This is a genomic window from Pseudomonas chlororaphis subsp. chlororaphis (assembly GCF_003945765.1).
GTDB classification, from domain to species: domain Bacteria; phylum Pseudomonadota; class Gammaproteobacteria; order Pseudomonadales; family Pseudomonadaceae; genus Aquipseudomonas; species Aquipseudomonas chlororaphis.
In genome coordinates, this window is record NZ_CP027712.1 from 4675120 (window position 1) to 4691043 (window position 15924).

The window sequence follows — 15924 nt, forward strand, 5'->3', positions numbered from 1 at the left end:
GCCCCTGGGCGGGCGATTCGATGATGGCAGTTTAGAAGTGGCGTAATTTATAGTAATTCTCATATAGATTTAAAGTGCTGTGTCGATTCGCCAGTTTTATTTTCGTCGCCTAACCTGTAACCCCGCACCTGTAACGCCATGTGTCATGACTTAAATTCCCTCCGGCGCTTCTCGTCTACCTGACAGCTCCCCGTATCTGTCGCTCTGGCGACAGCCTCCAGCCCTGCCCACCCCCTGGGCCAGGCCGGACGACGGGCCGACTTCCATTGGCCGGAACCCTGCATGAAACGTCCCCGTCATACCCGACGCGCCCTGCTTGTCACCCTGTGTCTGATTCCTGTCGTTGCCTTCGCCGCCTGGCAGTTCCTGCCGCCGGGGCGCGACCAGCTCGCCACCGTACAAGTCAGCCGCGGCACCATCGAAAGCAGCGTGACCGCCCTGGGCACCCTGCAACCGCGGCGTTACGTGGATGTCGGCGCCCAGGCGTCCGGGCAGATCCGCAAGATCCACGTCGAGGCCGGCGACCCGGTCAAGGAAGGCCAGCTGCTGGTGGAGATCGACCCCGCCACCCAGCAGGCCAAGCTCGATGCCAGCCGCTTCTCCATCGAGAACCTGCAGGCCCAGCTGCAAGAGCAGCGGGCGCAGAACGAGCTGGCCCGGCAGAAGTACCAGCGCCAGCAGAACCTCGCCGCCGGCGGCGCGACCCGCGACGAAGACGTGCAGACCGCCCGCGCCGAACTCAAGGCCACCCAGGCGCGGATCGACATGTTCCAGGCGCAGATCCGCCAGGCCCAGGCCAGCCTGCGCAGTGACCAGGCCGAGCTGGGCTATACGCGGATCTACGCGCCGATGTCCGGCACCGTGGTCGCGGTGGACGCCCGCGAAGGCCAGACCCTCAACGCCCAGCAACAGACGCCGTTGATCCTGCGCATCGCCCGGCTGTCGCCGATGACCGTCTGGGCCGAGGTCTCCGAAGCCGATATCGGCCACGTCAAGCCGGGCATGACCGCCTACTTCACCACCTTGAGCGGCGGCGCCCGGCGCTGGACCAGCACCGTGCGGCAGATCCTGCCGATCCCGCCCAAGCCGCTGAACGAAAGCAGCCAGGGCAGCGGCAGCCCCAACAGTTCGAGCAAGAGCGGCAGCGGCCGGGTGGTGCTCTACACCGTGCTGCTGGATGTGGATAACGCCGACAACGCGCTGATGGCCGAGATGACCACCCAGGTGTTTTTTGTCGCCGAGCGCGCGCAGGACGTTCTCACCGCGCCGATCGCCGCCCTGCAGGGCAGCACCGAGAGCGGCGTCCAGCTGGCCCGGGTGGTGGCGAAAAACGGCTCGATCGAGGAGCGCAAGGTACGGGTCGGCATCAGCGACCGCTTGCACATCCAGGTCCTGGACGGCCTCGCCGAAGGCGATCACTTGCTGATCGGTCCCGCGCAAAGCAGCGGAGGCTGAATGCAAACCCCGCTGATCGACCTCAAGGGCATCCGCAAATCCTATGGCGGTGGCGACACGCCGCAAGTGGACGTGCTGCGTGGCATCGACCTGTCGATCCACGCCGGCGAGTTCGTCGCCATCGTCGGCGCCTCCGGCTCCGGCAAATCGACGCTGATGAACATCCTCGGCTGCCTCGACCGCCCGACCTCGGGCGAGTACCTGTTCGCCGGGGAAAACGTCGCCCGGCTGGACAGCGACGAACTGGCCTGGCTGCGTCGCGAGGCCTTCGGCTTCGTGTTCCAGGGCTACCACCTGATTCCCTCTGGCTCGGCCCAGGAAAACGTCGAGATGCCGGCGATCTATGCCGGCACCCCGGCGGCCGAGCGCCACGCCCGCGCCGCCGCCCTGCTCGACCGCCTGGGCCTGGCCAGCCGCACTGGCAACCGCCCGCACCAGTTGTCCGGCGGCCAGCAGCAGCGGGTGTCGATCGCCCGCGCGCTGATGAACGGCGGCCATATCATCCTCGCCGACGAACCCACCGGCGCCCTCGACAGCCACAGCGGCACCGAGGTCATGAGCCTGCTCGACGAACTGGCCAGCCAGGGCCACGTGGTGATCCTCATCACCCACGACCGCGAAGTCGCGGCGCGGGCCAAGCGCATCATCGAAATCCGCGACGGCGAGATCATCAGCGACACCGCCGACGAACACCCCGAGGTCCAGGCCAGCGCCAACAGCGGCGCCCTGCAGGCAGTGGACCTGCGCCAGCGCCTGGCCGACGGCAGCGAACCCAACGGCGCCTGGAAAGGCGAGTTGGTGGATGCCGTGCAGGCGGCCTGGCGGGTGATGTGGATCAACCGTTTCCGCACCGCCCTGACCCTCTTGGGAATCGTCATCGGCGTGGCCTCGGTGGTGGTGATGCTGGCAGTGGGCGAAGGCAGCAAACGCCAGGTCATGGCGCAGATGGGCGCCTTCGGCTCGAACATCATCTACTTGAGCGGCTACTCGCCCAACCCGCGCACGCCCGAGGGCATCGTCACCCTGGACGACGTCGCGGCCCTGGCCAACCTGCCCCAGGTAAAACGCATCATGCCGGTCAACGGCGCGAAGGCCGGGGTCCGCTTCGGCAACGCCGACTACATGAGCTATGTGGGTGGCAACGACACCAACTTCCCGGAGATCTTCAACTGGCCCGTGGCCCAGGGCAGCTACTTCAGCGACGCCGACGAACGCTCGGCAGCGGCGGTGGCGGTGATCGGCCACAAGGTCCGGGAAAAACTCCTCAAGGACGTGGCCAACCCCATCGGCCAATACATCCTGATCGAGAACGTGCCATTCCAGGTGGTCGGCGTGCTCTCGGAAAAGGGCGCCAGTTCCGGCGACAGCGACAGCGACGACCGCATCGCCGTACCCTACTCCGCCGCCAGCATCCGCCTGTTCGGCGACCACAACCCGCAGTACGTGGCGATCGCCGCCGCCGATGCCAGCCGGGTCAAGCAGACCGAACGCGAAATCGACGAACTGATGCTGCGCATGCACGGCGGCAAACGCGACTTCGAACTGACCAACAACGCCGCCATGATCCAGGCCGAGGCACGGACCCAGAACACCCTGTCGCTGATGCTCGGCGCCATCGCCGCGATCTCGCTGCTGGTGGGCGGCATCGGGGTGATGAACATCATGCTCATGACCGTGCGCGAACGCACCCGGGAGATCGGCATCCGCATGGCCACCGGCGCCCGCCAGCGCGACATCCTGCGCCAGTTCCTCACCGAGGCAGTGATGCTCTCGGTGGTCGGCGGCCTGGCCGGGATCGGCGTGGCGCTGATCATCGGCGGCGTACTGATCCTCAGCGAAGTGGCGGTGGCCTTCTCCCTGGTGGCGGTCCTGGGCGCCTTCGCCTGCGCCCTGGTCACCGGCGTCATCTTCGGCTTCATGCCGGCCCGCAAAGCTGCCCGGCTCGACCCGGTCACGGCCCTCACCAATGAATGATCGACCTATGAAAGCGTCCCTCAGCCTTATCGCCGCCAGCCTGTTACTGGCGGCCTGCAGCAGCCCCGCGCCGCGCCCGGACAGCGGCCTGCAGGCCCCGCCCGCCTGGCATTCGCCCCATACCGCGGCCGCGCAGCAGGACAATCGCCAATGGTGGACCCGCTTCGGCAGCCCGCAACTGGAGCGCCTGATCGAACAGGCCCGCCTGGGCAGCCACGACCTGGCCGCCGCCATGGCCCGGGTGCGCCAGGCGCAGGCCTCGGCGGTGATCGCCGGCGCGCCGTTGCTGCCGGAGCTCAAGGGAGCGCTCAACGCCAACCGGCAGAAACTGCTGCGCGGCAACGGCTACAGCCAACTGGACGCCGACAGCAGCAACAAGGCCGTGGACTACTTCGACGCCAGCCTCAGCGCCAGCTATGAAATCGACTTCTGGGGCGGCCGGCGCGCGGCCCGCGACAGCGCCGTGGAAAGCCTGCGGGCCAGCGAATTCGACCAGGCCACCGTCGAGCTGACCCTGCTCGGCGGCGTCGCCAACAGCTACACCCAGGTGCTGTCGCTGCGCGAGCAGAGCCGCATCGCCGAACTCAACCTGGCCAATGCGCAAAACGTGCTCAGGCTGGTGCAGACCCGCTATGACTCGGGCTCGGCCACCGCCCTGGAGCTGGCCCAGCAGAAGAGCCTGGTAGCCGCCCAGCAGCGCCAGTTGCCATTGGTGCAGCAACAGGCCGAGGACGCGCGGATCACCCTCGCCGCCCTGCTTGGCCAGCCGGTGCAGAGCCTCGACCTCGGCCGGCAACCCTTCGCCCAACTGAGCTGGCCCAGCATCGACTCCGGCGTGCCCAGCGACCTGTTGAGCCGCCGCCCGGACATCGCCAGCGCCGAAGCCAGGCTCGCCGCCGCCCAGGCCGACGTCACGGTGGCGCGGGCGGCGATGCTGCCCAGCGTCACCCTGAGCGCCAGCCTCGGTTCGGGCGCCAATTCCGCCTCGGATATCCTGCGCAGCCCCTTCTACAACCTCACCAGCGCCTTGGCGGCGCCGATCTTCAACGCCGGCCGCCTGAGCGCCGAACGCGACAAGGCGCGGGCGCGCCAGCAAGAGTTGCTGGAAACCTACCGCGGGGCGATCGTCAACGGCTTCGCCGATGTGGAAAAGGCCCTCGCCAGCATCCGCGGCCTCGATCAGCAGCGGCAATGGCAGAGCGAAGAACTGCGCCAGGCACAGATCGCCTTCGACATCGCCCAGAGCCGCTACCAGGCCGGCGCCGCCGACCTGCTGACGGTCCTGGAAACCCAGCGCACCCTGTACGCCGCACAGGACCAGAACGTGCAACTGCGGCTGTCGCGCCTGCAAGCCAGCATCGCCCTGTACAAGGCTTTGGGGGGCGGCTGGCAAGCCCTCTGAAAATGTAGATTGCGCACCGCTGCTTCGTCTGTAGCCGCTGCCGAGCGCAGCGAGGCTGCGACCGGGCGCGAAGCGGCCGTGAATCAGGCAACACGGTGTTGCAGACAAATCCCGTGCACAGGCCTCGCGAGGACTGTGTCGGAATGCCGCCCACCTCGATCGCAGCTTCGCTGCGTTTGGCAGCGGCTACCGGGCCTGGCTGTCTGTACGGGCGGTGAGCATTGTTACAGCAACCGCTCACGCACCTTCAGGTGGCGGGCATACCAGGGCCGCTTGGGCACTTTGCGAAACAGCTCGGCCAGCTTGTCTTCCTCGGCGAAGGTGATGCGCAAAGCCAGCTTCATGGTTTCCGGGTCCATCTCCACCGAGCGCCCCAGCTGCAGGCCCGGGGTGGTGCTGCAACCGTGGGTGTCCGGGCCCAGCCAGGGGTCGTCGACCTCGACCCAGCGCCCGGGGGCGAACCAGGGCACGCCGTTGACTTCAAGGCGGCTGACTTCACCCGGATGGAAGCGCTCGTGGGCGCGGAACCAGTCCTCCACGCGGTCGTCGATCCAGCCGTGGAAATGCCAGAACACCGGGCTCACATGGGAAGAAAACGGATCGCCGAGGAAATCGTTTTCCGCGGCGTACCAGCGCGCCGAAAAATCCGCCGGATCGCGGGCGAACGGCACCGGCGCGCCGTTGGAGGGGTCGCGCGGCACCGAGGCCCAGCGCATATGCAGCCAGTCGTGCAGGCCCAATTCCACCTCGGAACCGAACTGCCCCAGGGTCAGGGTTGACAGGTAGCGCGGGTCGCGGTAACGCGATTCCCAGACCTGGAAGTTGCTGTGGTAGGTCTCGGCGGTCTTGATGTCGCTGACCCACTGGGTGTACTCGGCGTCGTCGCTGGCCAGCCAGGTCGGCGGCAGGGCGAAGCCGTCATGGTTGTCGAAATAGCGGGCAAAACCCTGACGATCGCGCTCCAGCTCCGGCTGCGGGGTCGGGAAGTTCAGCCAGGACGGCAGGTCCTGCATGGAACGCGCGGAGCCGAGCATGTGCCGGTGCATGAAAAAGAAGTCGATACCCGAGCCATTGCGATCCTTGCGCTTGCCTCGGGCGTCACGCTCCTGGCCACGCGGGCCGGGCTGCCAGCCGATGCCGCGCAGGGCGTCGCGTTTTTCTTCGGACAGGGTGTGCCACTTGTCCCGCGAGGCATGCCACAGCTGGTGAAACAGCCGGTGCTCGGGGGAAATCAGCCAGGCCAGCAGCGTCGGATTCAGGCCGATACGCTGGCGGGCTTCGGGAAACAGCTGCTTGGTGGCGACAAAGCGATTGTCCTGCTCGGACAGCGCCAGCGGCCGGTCCAGGCGCAGGATACGCCCGCTGAGGGTGCCGCTGCCGGCGTTGCCGAAATCGGCCCAGACCTCGTCGAGCACCACACTGAATTCATAACAGGGCGCGCCGTCGCCGGCATCGGCGCTGACCAGGCGCCAGTAAAGCTGCTTTGGGTCGGGCGCCAGCAGATCGCCGACTACCCGGTAACGCGGCTCGCCCTCGCCACGCAAGGCCTCGGCACGGTCCAGGTAGCCGCGCAGGCCGCGCCCGCGCTGGGCAATGTCGAGAAACAGTTCCAACCCCTCGCGCGGCAAGCCCGCCAGGCCGCCGTCCGCGCCCTCGAAACGCAGGGTCCAGACCCCGCGCAGCTTGTCCGCCAATTGCTGGCCGGCGGTGTCCGCCAGATCGACCGTCGCTTCGCCGGGAGTTTCCGGCTCCTCCTCACGCGTCAGTTCACGGTGCGCATAAATGGCCGCGGGCACCGCAGCTCCAGTGAGCGCCAAGCCTGCGATAAACCCTCGTCGAGAAATCGTCATTGCCCTACCTGTGTCAGCCCTGAAGCAGGCCTTATCCCAGCTAGGACGTTTGCAGTGGGGGGAAATTTAAGCGGCGCCAACAAAGGTCCGCGCCCGCCGCGCAGACCGGCCACAGAGCCTAATTTTCCCCCGACCTCACTCGTTCTTCCCAGATAGCAAAGGCGCTGCCCCCGTACCGGCACGCCTGCACTTTGACGGCGAACCCGACTGAGATGGCAATGACAAAACCACGTTCGAAAAAGGCTCTTTACATCGGTCTGCCGCTGGCCCTGGCCGTCGCTGCCGGAGCAGGCTTTCTGGCCTGGGACTACTGGCTGCGCGGCAACCCCGGCTACCCGGTCAAGGTGATCAAGCAGGCCGATGAATTGCAGGAGCGCATCCTGTCGTTCGACAGCCACATCAGCCTGCCGCTGGACTTCGGCGCCGCCGGCAACGAGTTCGACAAGGACGGCGGTGGCCAGTTCGACCTGGTCAAGGCCAATCGCGGGCGCCTGTCCGGCGCGGCCCTGACCATCTTCGGCTGGCCGGAAATGTGGAATGGCCCCAACGCACCGCATCGCCCCACCGAGGGCTTTGTCGAGGAAGCGCGCAACCAGCAGGAGGTCCGTTACAAGATTATCTCCGGCATGGTCCGCGACTTCCCCAACCAGGTCGGCATCGCCTACACCCCGGACGATTTCCGCCGCCTGCACGGCGAAGGCAAGTTCGCGATCTTCATCAGCATGCTCAACGCCTACCCCCTGGGCAACGACCTGAACCTGCTGGACCTGTGGACCGCCCGCGGCATGCGCATGTTCGGCTTCAGCTACATCGGCAACAACGCCTGGGCCGACTCCTCGCGGCCGCTGCCGTTCTTCAACGACTCCCCGGACGCCCTCGATGGCCTGTCGGAGATCGGCAAGCGGGCGGTGCACCGCCTCAACGACCTGGGGGTGATCATCGATGTCTCGCAGATGTCGACCAAGGCCCTGGAGCAGGTGGCGCAGCTAAGCCGCACGCCGATGGTGGCCTCGCACTCGGCGCCCCGGGCCTCGGTGGATATCCCGCGCAACCTCAGCGACAAGGAAATGCAACTGATCAAGAACAGCGGCGGCGTGGTCCAGGTGGTCGGCTTCTCGCAGTACCTGCGCCCGCTGACCCAGGCCACCCAGGACAAGCTCAACGCCCTGCGCGCGCGCTTCGACCTGCCGCCGCTGCCGAACCTGGCCATGGCCCTGATGCCGGGCGACCCGATCATCTCGGCCTGGCCGGAACAGAAGTTCGGCCAGTACGCCGGCGAGCTGTACGGGATCCTCGAGGAGGAGCCCAAGGCGACCCTCAAGGACCTGGGCGACGCCATCGACTACACCGTACGCAAGATCGGCATCGACCATGTCGGCATCAGCTCGGACTTCAACGAAGGCGGCGGGGTCAAGGGCTGGGAGAACGTCGGCGAGATCCGCAACGTCACTGCCGAACTGCTGTCGCGCGGCTACTCGGAGGCGGATATCGCCAAGCTCTGGGGCGGCAACTTCCTGCGGGTCTGGGACCAGGTGCAGAAAGCCGCGCGCCCGGTAGCCAACCGTTGAATTTCCTTGGCCGAACAAGTGAACCCAAGCCATGACTGACCGCCGTACCTTTCTCAAACAGGCCGGCGTCCTTGCCGCCAGCCTGCCGCTGGGCAATGCCGCCCTCGCCTCCCTGGCCCGGGCCGACGAAGCCCGCGACAGCACCCCGGCGTCCGGGGACAAATGGCTGCAACTACGCCAACTGTTCAACCAGGACCCGGACTACCTGCACTTTTCCAACTTCCTGGTGACCTCCCACCCCAAGCCGGTGCGCGACGCCATCGAGCGCCACCGCGCGAGCATCGACCGCAACCCCGGCCTGGCCATGGACTGGGACCTGGAGGAAACCTGGAAGCGCGAAGCCGAGGTGCGCAAATGGGCCGGGCGCTACCTGGACGCCAAGCCCGGGCAGATCGCCCTGACCGGCAGCACCAGCGAAGGCCTGGCGATGATCTACGGCGGCCTCCATGTGCGCCCGGACCAGGAGATCCTCACCACCGTCCACGAGCACTATTCCACCGAGTACAGCCTGGACTTTCGAGTGAAAAAACAAGGCACCCAGGTGCGCAAGATCAAGCTGTTCGAAAACGCCCATACGGTGTCGGCGGACGAAGTGCTGGGCTCGATCAAGCGCAGCATCCGCCCCAACACCCGGGTGCTGGGCATGACCTGGGTGCAGTCCGGCAGCGGCGTGAAACTGCCGATCGGGCAGATCGGCCAGCTGGTGGAGGAACTCAACCGCGAGCGCGCCGAGCAGGAGCGCATCCTCTACGTGGTCGACGGCGTGCACGGCTTCGGCGTGGAAGACCTGAGCTTCCCGGACATGCATTGCGACTTCTTTATCGCCGGCACCCACAAGTGGATGTTCGGCCCGCGCGGCACCGGCATCGTCTGCGCCCGCTCCGAGGAGCTCAAGGACGTCACCCCGATGACGCCGACCTTCTCCGAAGACAACAATTTCGCCACCAGCATGTCGCCCGGCGGCTACCACGCCTTCGAGCACCGCTGGGCGCTGGACGAAGCCTTCAAGCTGCACCTGGAACTGGGCAAGGCCGAGGTCCAGGCGCGCATTCACAGCCTCAACAGCTACCTGAAACGACGCCTGCAGCAACATCCGCAGATCGAACTGGTAACGCCGCTGAGCAGCGAGCTGTCCGCCGGCTTCACCTTCTTCCGGGTCAAGGGCAAGGACAGCGACGCGGTCGCCGCCTACCTGATGAAAAACCGCGTGGTGGCCGATGCCGTGGACCGCGACGTCGGCCCGGTGATCCGCACCGCGCCCGGGCTGCTCAACGACGAAGCGCAGATCGACCGCTTCATGGACCTGCTGGCGCGCACCCTCTGAGCGCGCGCCACTGGCGATCCACCTACCTACCCTTGAGATGACTCATGACCATTGAACCGACTCACCCCGCCACCCCACCACTGGCCCTGAAAAAACTCTGCGCCACCTCCTTGCTCGCCCTGTTCGGCGGCCTGCTGTGCCAGGGCGCACAAGCCGCCACACCGCAACCGGGCCAGGTGTTCAAGGACTGCAAGGACTGCCCGGAAATGGTCGTGCTGCCCGCCGGCACCTTCACCATGGGCACTCCGGACGACGAGGTCGGCCGCGAGCCCGACGAAGGCCCGATGCATGACGTGACCTTCGCCAAGCCCTTTGCCATGAGTCGCTTCCAGATCACCGCCGGCGAATGGGACAGCTACGTCAAGCAGACCGGCGTGGTCATCGCCAATGGCGACACCCGCCCCGGCCGCGAATGCGTCGCCAGCAAGCCGCGCTACCCGCAAGGCCCACGTCAGCCGGCGGTGTGCATGGACTTCGCCGACGTGAAGGCCTATGTCGCCTGGCTGTCGAAAAAGACCGGGCACAACTATTCGATGGTCAGCGAGGCCCAGCGCGAATACGCCGCCCGCGCCGGTTCCAAGGGGCCCTTCCCGTTTCCGTTCGATGAAGGCAAGGGCTACAGCATCGCCAAGCACGCCAACACCTATGGCCCGGCCGATGGCTACAGCTTCAGCTCGCCGGTGGGCAGCTACCCGCCCAATGCGTTCGGCATGTACGACATGCATGGCAATGTCTATGAATGGATCGCCGACTGCGAACACGCCAACTATGTGGGCGCGCCTACCGATGGCAGTGCCTGGGTAGAGCCGGGCTGCGAATCGCTGCAGATCCGTGGCAACGACTGGGGCGAGGCTCCGGTGTTCTCGCGTTCGGGTAATCGCAACAATATCTACCCGAGCACCCGCGGCGACTGGATCGGCTTCCGCGTCGTGCGCGAACTGTAACCCCGCGCCCGCGTCGCAGGCTTACGGGGCTGCGCCCCGATCACAGCCTGCGGCAGCGGCTACAGATTGCGATCGACCCGGGGGGCTTGCGAGACAGCGGGCGCCAGGTGCGGCGCCCGCCAATGGGTTCAGCCCTGTTGGGCCAGCAACGCCAGGCCTTCATGCAAGGCCGGGAACAGGCTGTTGTTGAAGTTGTTCCAGCGCAGTTCGAGGATGGTGTCCTCGGGCGCGATCTCGGTGTTGAGCACGTCGTGGAACACCTCGCCGGAATCGATGCCGTTGTCCACGTAGTGGAACGAGGCACCGGTCATGTACAGCGGCTCGACCGGCTCGGTTTCCCGGGTGGTCCAGTCCACCACCTTCTGCCCCCGGGCGCCGTACAGCGCATTCCAGGTGGCATAGGCACCGCGGCGCTCGTAAGGCGACTCGAGGCGGGTGATGCCCGGATGGATGTTCATGATCCGCCGCGCGAAAGGCGCGCCCGGGCGCACCAGCTCGTCGAGGATCACCAGCAGGCCGTCGAGCACCACGATGTCGGCCGCAAGGTCCACCAGGGTGTCGTGCAGGCGACGCTCGAAATCCTGCTTGCCGGCGATGTGCTCGGCCGTACCGCGCGGATGGCGGCGATAGGTGGACGGCACGCTGAGCAGCAGCTCATTGACCAGGCGCCCCTGCACGCGCAGGTCCGCCGGGTACAGCCATTGCCGGCCGGGCTGATAGGCGAAGCCGTAGTCGCTCACCAGTTGCCGGTCCCGTGGCGACTGTTCGTCGTCGTCATACACCACCCCGACCAGGTTATAAGCGTCGCCCAGGGGCGTCTGGTTGAGCGTCTCCACCAGGAACTCCAGCACCGACTTCATGTAGCGCTCGTGATCCTTGTAGGCCACCGGCTGCCCGGCCTTGTCGGCCGCCGCGTTCCTCAGGGACCAGACATACACCAGATTCTTTTTCGTCATTTGCTCGCTCTCGCTGAATGGGCCAGGCACGACGTCGTTACGCGTGCACCTGCAGAACAAGAACGAATCAGGTGCCGGGCAATTTATCCACGCCCGCAGCCGCGCTAAATACTCCCGCCAACGGTTCGTCTGTCATGGGTACGGGTCTTTCTGCCTCGACCCTTCATTCACTGCCGGGAACCCCTTATGACCGACCCCAAGCGCGGAGCCTTTCACGGACTGCTCGCCCTGCTCAGACCCTTTCGTACCACTGTGGTGATTTCCGTGGCCCTGGGCATGGTAGGCGGCCTGGCCATCACCCTGCTGCTAGCCACCATCAACAACGCCCTGCACTCGGCGACCGGCATGACCCAGGGCGTGGTGCTGACCTTCGCCGCCCTGTGCCTGCTGGCCCTGACCAGCTCGATCGTCTCGGATATCGGCACCAACTACGTGGGCCAGCGGATCATCGCCGCCCTGCGCAAGGACCTGGGGGAAAAAGTGCTCTCGGCGCCCATCACCCAGATCGAGCGCTACCGCTCCCACCGCCTGATCCCGGTGCTGACCCACGACGTCGACACCATCAGCGACTTCTCCTTCGCCTTCACCCCGCTGGCCATCGCCGCCACCGTCACCCTGGGCTGCCTGGGCTACCTGGCATACCTGTCGGTGCCGATGTTCCTGATGATGGTGGTCGCCATCATCATCGGCATCAGCGTGCAGTACGTGGCCGGCGGCAAGGGGATCCGCGGCTTCGACCTGGCCCGTGACCAGGAAGACGAACTGCAGCGCTACTACAACGCCATTGCCTCCGGCGCCAAGGAACTGCGCATGCACCGCCCGCGCCGCTACCGGATGAACACCCACCGGATCCGGGAAACCGCGGACCGCATCGCCTCGATCCAGGTACGGTCGGTGAACATCTATATCCTGGCCAAGACCTTCGGCTCGATGCTGTTCTTCGTGGTCATCGGCCTGGCCCTGGCCATGCAGGCCTACAACCCGAACCCGGACCCGACCGTGATCACCGGCTTCGTGCTGGTGCTGCTGTACATGAAGGGCCCGCTGGAAAACCTGGTGTCCTACCTCCCGGTGGTGGGCAAGGCGAAGATCGCCTTCGGCCGCATCAGCGAGCTGTCCGAGCGTTTCTCTTCCCCCGAACCCTACCTGCTGCTGGACGCTACCGAGGCGCCGAAACCCGTGGTGCACAGCCTCGAACTGCGTGGCGTGAGCTACAGCCCGCCCGCGGTGGAAGGCAGCGAGCCGTTCCACCTGGGGCCAATCAACCTGGACATCAAGCAGGGCGATATCGTGTTCATCGTCGGCGAGAACGGCTGTGGCAAGACCACCCTGATCAAGCTGCTGCTGGGGCTGTACCAGCCCCAGGCCGGGGAAATACGCCTGAACGGCGAGGCCGTGACCGACCTGGCCCGGGACGACTACCGCCAGCTGTTCACCACCGTGTTCGCCGACTACTACCTGTTCGACGACTTGGTCCAGGGCGGCGGCCAGCAGTCGCTGGACAGCGCCAGCCAGTACCTGGACCGCCTGGAGATCGCGCACAAGGTCAGCGTCAAGGATGGCGCCTTCACCACCACCGACCTCTCCACCGGCCAGCGCAAGCGCCTGGCCCTGGTCAATGCCTGGCTCGAAGGGCGCCCGGTGCTGGTGTTCGACGAATGGGCGGCGGACCAGGACCCGGCCTTCCGGCGGATTTTCTACACCGAGCTGCTGCCGGATCTCAAGCGCCTGGGCAAGACCATCATCGTCATCAGTCACGACGATCGTTACTTCGATATCGCCGACCAGCTGGTGCGTCTGCGCGCGGGCAAGGTGGTGCGCGAAATGCAACCGGCCTGAATCTTTTTTCCGGTTTGTCCATGGATGAACGTCTCACTATCGGTAATGAGAATTAACCGCAATAAATACCAGCACCTGCCAACCTATACATAGAAGAGAACGCATCCATGCCAGCAGTACTCGGTCTCAGTCCCCTGAGTAAAGCGCTATCCATGCGAAAGGCCCTGAACATCAAGCTTCTCCCCAGCGCATTGGCCCTTGCGGTGTCGCTGCCGGTAGCCGGCTATGTACAGGCCCAAGAGATCGAGCTGGATATTCCCGTGCAATCGCTAGGCACTGCCCTGCAGGAGTTCGGGCGGCAGACCAACCTGCAGGTGCTCTATAGCCCGCAGGACGTGCAAGGCAAGCAGAGCACCGCGGTGAAGGGCAAGATGGACACGCAACGGGCCATCGACATCCTGCTGACCGGCAGCGGAATCCGCTACAGCCTGCAGGGCAACTCGCTGACCCTCAGCGCCACCAGTGCCGGCGCCGAGGGCCTCGAGCTGAGCCCGACGCAAGTGACCGCCAACCAATTGGGCAACGTGACCGAAGGCACCGGCTCCTACACCCCGGGCACCATCGCCACCGCCACCCGCCTGCCACTGACCCTGCGCGAAACCCCGCAGTCGATCAGCGTGGTCACCCGCCAGCACATGGACGACTTCGCCCTTAACAGCGTCGACGCCGTCATGCGCCATACCCCGGGCATCACCGTGTCGGCGTTCGACACCGACCGGACCAACTACTACTCCCGCGGATTCTCGATCAACAACTTCCAGTACGACGGCATTCCCTCCGCCGTGCGCAACGTCGCCTATTCGGCGGGCAACACCCTGAGCGACATGGCGATCTACGACCGCATCGAAGTGCTCAAGGGCGCATCCGGCCTGCTCAGCGGCGCCGGTTCCCTGGGCGGCACCATCAACCTGGTGCGCAAAAAGCCCACCGCCGACTTCCAGGGCCACGCCACCCTGGGCGCAGGCTCCTGGGACAACTACCGCAGCGAACTGGATGTCAGCGGCCCGCTGACCGAAACCGGCAACGTCCGCGGCCGGGCCGTGGCCGCCTACCAGGACAAGAACTCGTTCATCGACCGCTACTCGACCAAGAACTCGGTGTTCTACGGCATCGTCGAGTTCGACCTGTCGCCCGACACCCTGCTGACCGTGGGCGCCGACTATCAGGACAACGACCCCAGGGGCTCCACCTGGTCCGGCAGCTTCCCGCTGCTCAACTCCAAGGGCGAGCGCAACGACGCCAAGCGCTCGTTCAGCAACGCCACCGACTGGAGCAGCTGGCAGCAGTACACCCGCACGGTCTTCGCCACCCTGGAACACGACCTGGGCGACGGCTGGGTGACCAAGCTGCAACTGGACCACAAGTACAACGGCTACGACGCCCAGATGGGCTCCATCCAGTTCGACCAGCCGCAGCCCGACGGCAGCGCCGAAATCAACGCGCAACGCTACAAGGGCGACACCACCAGCGACTCGGCCGACCTCTATGTCAGCGGTCCGTTCAGCATGCTCGGGCGCGACCACGACCTGGTGCTCGGCGGTTCGATCAGCAAGGCCCACTGGAAAGGCAAGGGTTACTGGGACGAAACCTTCTCGGTCCCCAACCGTGTGGATTACAACAACTGGCACGGCAACCTGCCCAAGCCCGACTGGGGCCCAGTGTCGCAACGCACCGATGACGTAATCCGCCAGACCGGCGTCTACATGACCACCCGCCTGAACGTGACCGACGACCTGAAAGTCCTGCTGGGCGGACGCGTGGTCAACTACAGCCTGACCGGCCTGACGCCGACCTACACCGAATCCGGGCGCTTCATTCCCTACGCCGGGGCCATCTACGACCTGAACGAGAACTTCTCGGTCTACGCCAGCTACACCGACGTGTTCATGCCCCAGGAGAACTTCAACCGCGACCGCGACAACAAGTTGATCGAGCCGGATGAAGGCGAGAACTACGAAATCGGCATCAAGAGCGAATTCTTCGACGGTCGCCTGAACGCCAGCCTGGCCTACTTCGAGGTCAAGGAAACCAACCGTTCGGTACCGGACGACGCCTACAACAACCAGACGCCGACGCCGCCCAACTACGCGTTCAAGGGCAGCAAGGCGACCACCAAGGGCTACGAGCTGGAAGTGTCCGGCGAGCTCGCCCCAGGTTGGCAGGTGCAGGGCGGCTACACCCACAAGGTGGTGCGCGACGACAACGATGTGAAGCTCTCGACCTTCGAGCCCGAAGATCAGCTCAGCCTCTACACCACCTACAAGCTCACTGGCGACCTGGACAAGATGACCATCGGCGGCGGTGCCCGCTGGCAGAACAAGGCCTGGCAGCAAATCTGGAACAGCCCCAAGGGCGTGAATGAAGACATCACCCAGGAATCCTACTGGGTGGTGGACCTGATGACCCGCTACCAGATCACCAAGAACCTGTCGGCGACGCTCAACGTCAACAACATCTTCGACAAGTACTACTACACCAACGTCGGCTTCTATAACTCGGCCATCTATGGCGAGCCACGCAACGTCATGGTCACCACCCGCTGGGACTTCTGATACTCCGCCCCCGCGTCCCCCACGCCCTGGAAAGGTTCCACCTTCCCAGGGCGTTTTTGT

Annotated in this window: 10 protein-coding genes; 8 read left to right on the top strand and 2 right to left on the bottom strand. The window is 65.6% G+C overall.

The features are described from left to right. Positions 1-282: 282 nt before the first annotated feature. From C4K27_RS21055 to C4K27_RS21065, 3 genes are read left to right on the top strand one after another with little or no spacing between them, the layout of a single operon-like run. Positions 283-1455, top strand: a complete 1173-nt coding sequence (locus tag C4K27_RS21055) for an efflux RND transporter periplasmic adaptor subunit (RefSeq protein WP_053262011.1) — start codon at positions 283-285, stop codon at positions 1453-1455. Beyond that, positions 1456-3429: a MacB family efflux pump subunit gene (locus C4K27_RS21060; protein ID WP_053262012.1), complete on the top strand. Its 1974-nt coding sequence runs from the start codon at positions 1456-1458 to the stop codon at positions 3427-3429. Between the two features lie 7 nt (positions 3430-3436). Further along, positions 3437-4831: an efflux transporter outer membrane subunit gene (locus tag C4K27_RS21065; protein WP_053262013.1), complete on the top strand. Its 1395-nt coding sequence runs from the start codon at positions 3437-3439 to the stop codon at positions 4829-4831. A 224-nt stretch (positions 4832-5055) separates the two neighbouring features. Here C4K27_RS21065 and pvdP read toward each other — a convergent pair whose 3' ends face one another. Then, positions 5056-6681 (bottom strand): pyoverdine maturation tyrosinase PvdP, encoded by a 1626-nt coding sequence (pvdP, locus tag C4K27_RS21070; protein WP_053262014.1) that lies wholly within the window; start codon positions 6679-6681, stop codon positions 5056-5058. A gap of 218 nt (positions 6682-6899) precedes the next feature. Here pvdP and pvdM point away from each other — a divergent pair, with 218 nt between their 5' ends. From pvdM to pvdO, 3 genes are read left to right on the top strand one after another with little or no spacing between them, the layout of a single operon-like run. Next, a complete protein-coding gene (pvdM, locus tag C4K27_RS21075) occupies positions 6900-8249 on the top strand; it encodes a pyoverdine-tailoring dipeptidase-like protein PvdM (RefSeq protein WP_053262015.1) in 1350 nt (449 codons plus the stop codon). 31 nt (positions 8250-8280) lie between these two features. Beyond that, positions 8281-9573 carry a pyoverdine-tailoring periplasmic protein PvdN gene (gene pvdN, locus C4K27_RS21080; RefSeq protein WP_053262016.1) on the top strand — a complete coding sequence of 431 codons (1293 nt, stop codon included), beginning with the start codon at positions 8281-8283 and terminating at the stop codon, positions 9571-9573. A gap of 44 nt (positions 9574-9617) precedes the next feature. After that, positions 9618-10517, top strand: a complete 900-nt coding sequence (gene pvdO, locus C4K27_RS21085; RefSeq protein WP_053262017.1) for a dihydropyoverdine dehydrogenase — start codon at positions 9618-9620, stop codon at positions 10515-10517. A gap of 128 nt (positions 10518-10645) precedes the next feature. Here the strand turns inward: pvdO and C4K27_RS21090 are convergent, their stop codons facing one another. Beyond that, positions 10646-11473 carry a formyl transferase gene (locus C4K27_RS21090; protein ID WP_053262018.1) on the bottom strand — a complete coding sequence of 276 codons (828 nt, stop codon included), beginning with the start codon at positions 11471-11473 and terminating at the stop codon, positions 10646-10648. A 186-nt stretch (positions 11474-11659) separates the two neighbouring features. Between C4K27_RS21090 and C4K27_RS21095 the strand changes: the two genes are divergently transcribed. Both C4K27_RS21095 and C4K27_RS21100 read left to right on the top strand, forming a co-directional pair. Beyond that, the gene (locus C4K27_RS21095; protein ID WP_053262019.1) at positions 11660-13312 is read left to right on the top strand and encodes a cyclic peptide export ABC transporter; all 1653 of its coding nucleotides are present in this window, start codon (positions 11660-11662) and stop codon (positions 13310-13312) included. Positions 13313-13464: 152 nt separating this feature from the next. Further along, complete coding sequence (locus tag C4K27_RS21100; protein ID WP_125738076.1) at positions 13465-15864, top strand: TonB-dependent siderophore receptor; 2400 nt, start codon at positions 13465-13467, stop codon at positions 15862-15864. Positions 15865-15924 lie beyond the last annotated feature (60 nt).

Bases quoted from the DNA above. Each gene is read 5' to 3' on its own strand.
- C4K27_RS21090 (WP_053262018.1), bottom strand. From the start codon at position 11,473: ATGACGAAAAAGAATCTGGTGTATGTCTGGTCCCTGAGGAACGCGGCG.
- pvdP (WP_053262014.1), bottom strand. From the start codon at position 6,681: ATGACGATTTCTCGACGAGGGTTTATCGCAGGCTTGGCGCTCACTGGA.
- C4K27_RS21095 (WP_053262019.1), top strand. From the start codon at position 11,660: ATGACCGACCCCAAGCGCGGAGCCTTTCACGGACTGCTCGCCCTGCTC.
- pvdO (WP_053262017.1), top strand. From the start codon at position 9,618: ATGACCATTGAACCGACTCACCCCGCCACCCCACCACTGGCCCTGAAA.
- C4K27_RS21065 (WP_053262013.1), top strand. From the start codon at position 3,437: ATGAAAGCGTCCCTCAGCCTTATCGCCGCCAGCCTGTTACTGGCGGCC.
- C4K27_RS21055 (WP_053262011.1), top strand. From the start codon at position 283: ATGAAACGTCCCCGTCATACCCGACGCGCCCTGCTTGTCACCCTGTGT.
- pvdN (WP_053262016.1), top strand. From the start codon at position 8,281: ATGACTGACCGCCGTACCTTTCTCAAACAGGCCGGCGTCCTTGCCGCC.
- C4K27_RS21100 (WP_125738076.1), top strand. From the start codon at position 13,465: ATGCGAAAGGCCCTGAACATCAAGCTTCTCCCCAGCGCATTGGCCCTT.
- pvdM (WP_053262015.1), top strand. From the start codon at position 6,900: ATGACAAAACCACGTTCGAAAAAGGCTCTTTACATCGGTCTGCCGCTG.
- C4K27_RS21060 (WP_053262012.1), top strand. From the start codon at position 1,456: ATGCAAACCCCGCTGATCGACCTCAAGGGCATCCGCAAATCCTATGGC.